Origin of the sequence: Actinomadura geliboluensis, assembly GCF_005889745.1 — a bacterium.
Classification (GTDB): Bacteria; Actinomycetota; Actinomycetes; order Streptosporangiales; family Streptosporangiaceae; genus Spirillospora; species Spirillospora geliboluensis.
In genome coordinates this window covers 1-4813 of record NZ_VCKZ01000568.1, presented here as the reverse complement: position 1 = coordinate 4813, position 4813 = coordinate 1, and the positions used below count along the sequence as shown (strand labels likewise).

At 73.3% G+C, this 4813-nt stretch carries 3 protein-coding genes; 1 reads left to right on the top strand and 2 read right to left on the bottom strand.

Going from position 1 to position 4813, the window contains the following annotated elements; translation table 11 throughout:
- Positions 1–316: 316 nt before the first annotated feature.
- On the bottom strand, positions 317–1465 hold the full coding sequence (locus ETD96_RS41470) for an RDD family protein (RefSeq protein ID WP_171069496.1): 1149 nt from the start codon (positions 1463–1465) through the stop codon (positions 317–319).
- 204 nt (positions 1466–1669) lie between these two features.
- Between ETD96_RS41470 and ETD96_RS41465 the strand changes: the two genes are divergently transcribed.
- The gene (locus tag ETD96_RS41465; RefSeq protein WP_138641956.1) at positions 1670–2239 is read left to right on the top strand and encodes a dihydrofolate reductase family protein; all 570 of its coding nucleotides are present in this window, start codon (positions 1670–1672) and stop codon (positions 2237–2239) included.
- A 15-nt stretch (positions 2240–2254) separates the two neighbouring features.
- Here ETD96_RS41465 and ETD96_RS41460 read toward each other — a convergent pair.
- Positions 2255–4813: ATP-binding protein (locus tag ETD96_RS41460; RefSeq protein ID WP_138641955.1), on the bottom strand; the 2559-nt coding region annotated here is incomplete at its 5' end.

Here is a 4813-nt window from a genome sequence, read left to right as displayed (position 1 = left end):
TAAGAGTGCTGGCAATACTGATATATTTGTTTTTTTTCAAGCAGAAGACGGTATACGATATGTCTTAGGGTCTCGTGGGCTCGGAGATGTGTATAAGAGCCAGCCCTCCCCGAGATCAAGGAGTTCCTCCGCACACGCGGCCTCGCCGCCTACAAATTCCCCGACCGCCTGGAAACAGCCGACGCCTTCCCCCGCACCCCCGTAGGCAAGATCAGCAAAAAGACCCTGGCGGCCCGAGTGGCGGCCTCCTGACACGACCCCGTCACCCGCTGGCCGGCGAGAGGCGGCCGGCGGGTGAAAAGGCCGATCCCCGCCCTCACAGCCAGAGGATGACGCTGAGAGTAGGGGCCTGAATGAACCGGAAGGCATTCTTCGCCTTGCCCGCGGCATCCGGCTGCGCGGGCGACACGGCGGTCGTCGCGACGACATACCGGTCCTGACTGCCCACCTGCCCGACCTGCGCCCCGCCCGGCGGCTCCAGGTCGCCACCCGGCACGAACCGCAGATCGGTGTGCCGCAAGCGCCGCGCGGCATCACTCGCCGCGCCCGGATCGGCGAACCTGAGGACGTGGCTGCTGACCAGCACCCCGTCGGGGGTCTTGAACGCGATCTCGATCCGCCCTTCGCACCCGGCCTGCCGCAGGACGCCACGGGCCTGCTCACTGGTCGCACCGGCGCGGCAGCCCTTCTCGTCGTCCAGCACCTTGGCCGCCGTACGTTCGTAGGTCTCCGAGGCGCCACCGAAGGCGTTCTCGAACCGGATGTCATCGTCGTAGAAGGTGTTCACCTCGAACGCCGGACCCCCGCCGGATGAAGCCCCGCCGGATGAAGACCCACCGGCCGTGAGCCCGATGACGACCGGCGCCGCCAGAACGGTCACTCCGAGGACCCCGGCAATGGAACCGAGCGCAATGCGCCACCGACGCTCCCGCCTCTCCCAGCGCCGCACATGGTCAGCCCCCACCGCACCCGAACCGGAGGACCCGAGCACCGCCAGCCCACCGGTCTCCGCAGGCGCGGGCGGTGCCTGCGCCAGGACGACGACCGTCTTGGCCCGGCGGTCGTGCAGGCATTGCCCGAGCCGTCCGTCCTTCCTGTGCTCCCAGGGATCGGTGATCAGCGGAATGGACGACGAACTCCGAGGAAGCGCGTACCGCTTGAAAGACCGGTGCCACCCTGGCGGCCGCATCCCGTCTTCCTGGCGCACCACCCGGATCCCTGCGACCCGCTGCCCGACCGTGCACCCCCACCGCGCGATCCCCCCGACACGCAGCAGGACCATGGCGAAGACCCCGAGGAACACGGCCGGAATGCCCACCCACGTCATCCACGAAAACGAGGCGTCCTCGAAAAACAGACCGACCACATAGACCGGCGAAAGGCCCGCCATGACCACCACGAACGCCACGGCGCCGTCGACGACGCGGGCCGCAAGACGCTGCTCGGTACTGGCCAGGACGCGCACGACCCGCTCGTCATTGTCCGCAGTCCGCTCTGCCGAAGTCCCTGCGGGCACATAAAGAGGAGCCGTCACACCGGCATATACAAGCACAGCAGAGTCGCCTTACGGCGCGTCGATGGGGGACCTGAAGGAAACCGTAAGGCGCCTCCGGCAGCTTGGAGTCATCGAACCGGCGGGGAGCCGCCGGAGGACAGAGGGAGCAGCACGATGCGCAAGCTGATCGAGTCGACGTTCGTGTCACTGGACGGGGTCATCAACGACACCACGCCGTCGACGGCGTCCCGGGCGGAGCCGCAGCACTGGGGCATGCCCTACTGGGACGAGGACCACAAGAACTACTCGGCCGGCCTGATCACCAGGGCCGACGCCATCCTCGTCGGACGGGTCACCTACGAGGGGATGGCGGACGCGTGGCTGTCGCGGGCCGGGGACCCCGGCGCCGACATGATCAACGCGATGCCCAAGTACGTGGCGTCGCGGACGCTGACCGAGGCCCCCAAGTGGAACGCCACCGTCCTCAAGGACGTCCCCGAGGAGGTCGCCAAGCTCAAGGAGCAGCCGGGCAAGGACATCCTGAAGTGGGGCACCGGCGAGGTCGACCGCACCCTCGTCGAGCACGGCCTGGTCGACGAGTTCCACTTCTGGTACTTCCCCGTCATCGTCGGGGCCGGCCGGCACCTGTTCGAGGACGCGGGCTTCGACACCACGCACCTGAAGCTGGCCGACGTCAACCAGTTCGCTTCGGGGATCACCGTCCACGTCTACGTCCCGAAGTAAACGGCGGTGCCCCAGTCAGGCCCGACCCTCGTCCGCGAGGGACCGGGCCTGTTCGGGCGTGAGTTCGGCGCCCTGCTGGAAAAGGGCGTCGAAATCCGGCTCCGCGTCGCGGACGGCCGCCGTGATCCGGTCGAGTTCGGCGCGGTCGGAGGGCGACGGCGGCAGGACGGTCGCGCGCCGCGTGGTCTCCACGGCGCCGAGCAGCCGCGCGGCGACGCCGGGGCGTCCGTCCAGCGCCAGCGCCTCCGCCATGCCCGCGAGCGCCCACGCCATCCCGCGCGCCGAGCCCTGGTCGCGGCACGCCGCGAACGCCTCCCGGTGGTGGGCGAGCGCCGTCGCCGGGTCGCCGCGCCGCGCGGCCAGCAGCCCCAGCTCGGCCAGGACCATCGGCAGGTACGGCGGGCGGCTCTCCTCGGTCTGCCGCCCCCGGGCCGTCGCCAGCAGCCAGCGCAGGTGCTCCTCGGCCTCGTCGAGATCGCCGCCGCGGCGCGCGGCGAACGCCACCGAGATGGTGGCGAACACCTCCCCGGCCTGCCCCTGCTCGGCCGCCAGCCGCCGCGCCCGCTCGCCCTGCTCGCGGGCGCTCGCGTGGTCGCCGGCCTGCACCGACGTCCAGGCGAGCCAGCTCAGCAGGTCGGTCACGTCGGACCAGAGCCCGAGATCCTCGGCGATCCGGAGGCCGTCCCGGGCGAGCCGGGCCGCCGCGGCGTGGTCGCCGGCCATGTCCGCGAGGCCGATCAGCCAGTTCGCGGCCTGGAGCACGCCCCACTCGTCGCCCAGCTCGGCGAACAGCTCGCTGCCGCGCCGGGCGTCGTGTTCGAGGGCGTCCGTTTCCTCGCGCATGTGGGCGAGGACGGTGCGGATGCTCAGCACCGCCGCCTCGCCCCAGCGGTCCCCGGTGGCGAGGGCCGTGCCCAGGGCGGACGCCAGGAGCTTCGCGATGGTCGTCTCGTCGCCGAAGCTGATCATCGAACTCGCGATGAACCACTGGGCCCGGACGCGTTCGACCGGATCCGCCACCGCCTCCACGTCGCGCAGCACCTCGGCGACCCGCTCCGCCCCGGCCCGGCCCCGCAGGAGCGCCAGCCCGGCGTGCCAGGCCGCCGCCTTCGCCCGGACGCCGGCGGGCGCCTCGCCCGGCACGTCCAGGGCGGCGGCGAGCGCCCGGTCGGCCTCGGTGAACCGGCCGCGCAGGAACCAGTACCAGGTCAGCGTCCCGGCCAGCCGCAGCGCGCGCTCCGCCGCGCCGTCCCCGCAGAAGGAGTCCAGGGCCGCGCGCAGGTTCGCGCTCTCGGCGTCCAGCCGGAGCAGCCATTCGCGCTGGCCCGGCCCGCGCAGCCGCGGATCGGCCGTCTCGGCCAGCGCGAGGTAGTGGTCGGCGTGGCGGCGGCGCAGCTCCGCCTCCTCCCCGGCCTCCCGCAGCCGGTCGTGGCAGAACGCCGACACCGACTCCAGCAGCCGGAACCGGGGCCCGGGCGCGCGGACGACGAGGGAACGGTCCACCAGTCCGGCGACCAGGTCGAGCACCTGGCCGGGCTCGACCCCGTCCCCGGCGCACAGCGCCTCGGCGGCGTCGAGCGTGCACCCTCCGGAGTGGACGGCGAGGCGGCGCAGCACGGCCCGCTCCGGCCCGGTCAGCAGCCGCCAGCTCCAGTCGATCACCGCGGTCAGGGTGCGCTGGCGGGCGGGCGCGTCCCGCGGCCCGGTGCCGAGCAGGCCGAACCGGTCGCGCGGCACGCGCAGCCGGGCCGCGAGCTCGGCGACGCCCAGCGCCGGCACCCGGGTCGCGGCGAGTTCGAGGGCGAGCGGGATGCCGTCCAGCCGGCGGCACACCTCCGCCACGGCGGCGACCGTCTCCGGCGCCGGGTCCAGCCCCGCCCGCGCGAGGAACAGCCGGACGGCGGGCGACCGCGACAGCCGGTCCGGGTCGTCGGTGCCCGGGACGTCGAGGGGCTCCACGTCCCAGCGCGCCTCGCCGCGCAGCCGCAGCGGCTCCCGGCTCGCGGCCAGCACCCGCAGGCCGGGCGCGGCCGGCAGCAGCCCACCGGTCAGTTCGGCCACCGGCTCGATCACGTGCTCGCAGTTGTCCAGCACCAGCAGCATCCGCCGCTCGCGCAGCGCCGCCGCGAGCCGCGCCCCGGTGCCCGTCTCCGCGTCGCCCGGCACGTCCGGGATGGACAGGACGGACAGCACGGTCTCCGCCGGGTCGCCGCGCCCGTCCCACGTGGTCAGGTCGACCAGCCACACGCCGTCCGGGTACGCGTCGGCCACGGCGTGGGCGGTCGCGAGCGCGACGCTGGTCTTGCCCACGCCGCCCGGACCGGTCAGGGTGACGAGCCGTCCCGTCGCCAGCAGTTCGCGGACGCGGCGGACGTCGTGGTCGCGTCCGATCAGCTCGGTCACCGGGGCCGGCAGGTTCGAGGTGGGCTTCACCGGACGCGGCGCGGGCGCCGGCGCCCGCTCGGACGGGTCGCCGGCCAGGATCGACGCGTGCAGCGCGGTCAGCTCCGGGCCCGGGTCGAGCCCCAGTTCGCCCGCGAGGCGGCGGCGCAGGTCCTGGTAGCTCTCCAGCGC

Excerpts from the sequence above, each read along its gene's own strand:
- ETD96_RS41465 (WP_138641956.1), top strand. The coding sequence starts at position 1,670 with ATGCGCAAGCTGATCGAGTCGACGTTCGTGTCACTGGACGGGGTCATC.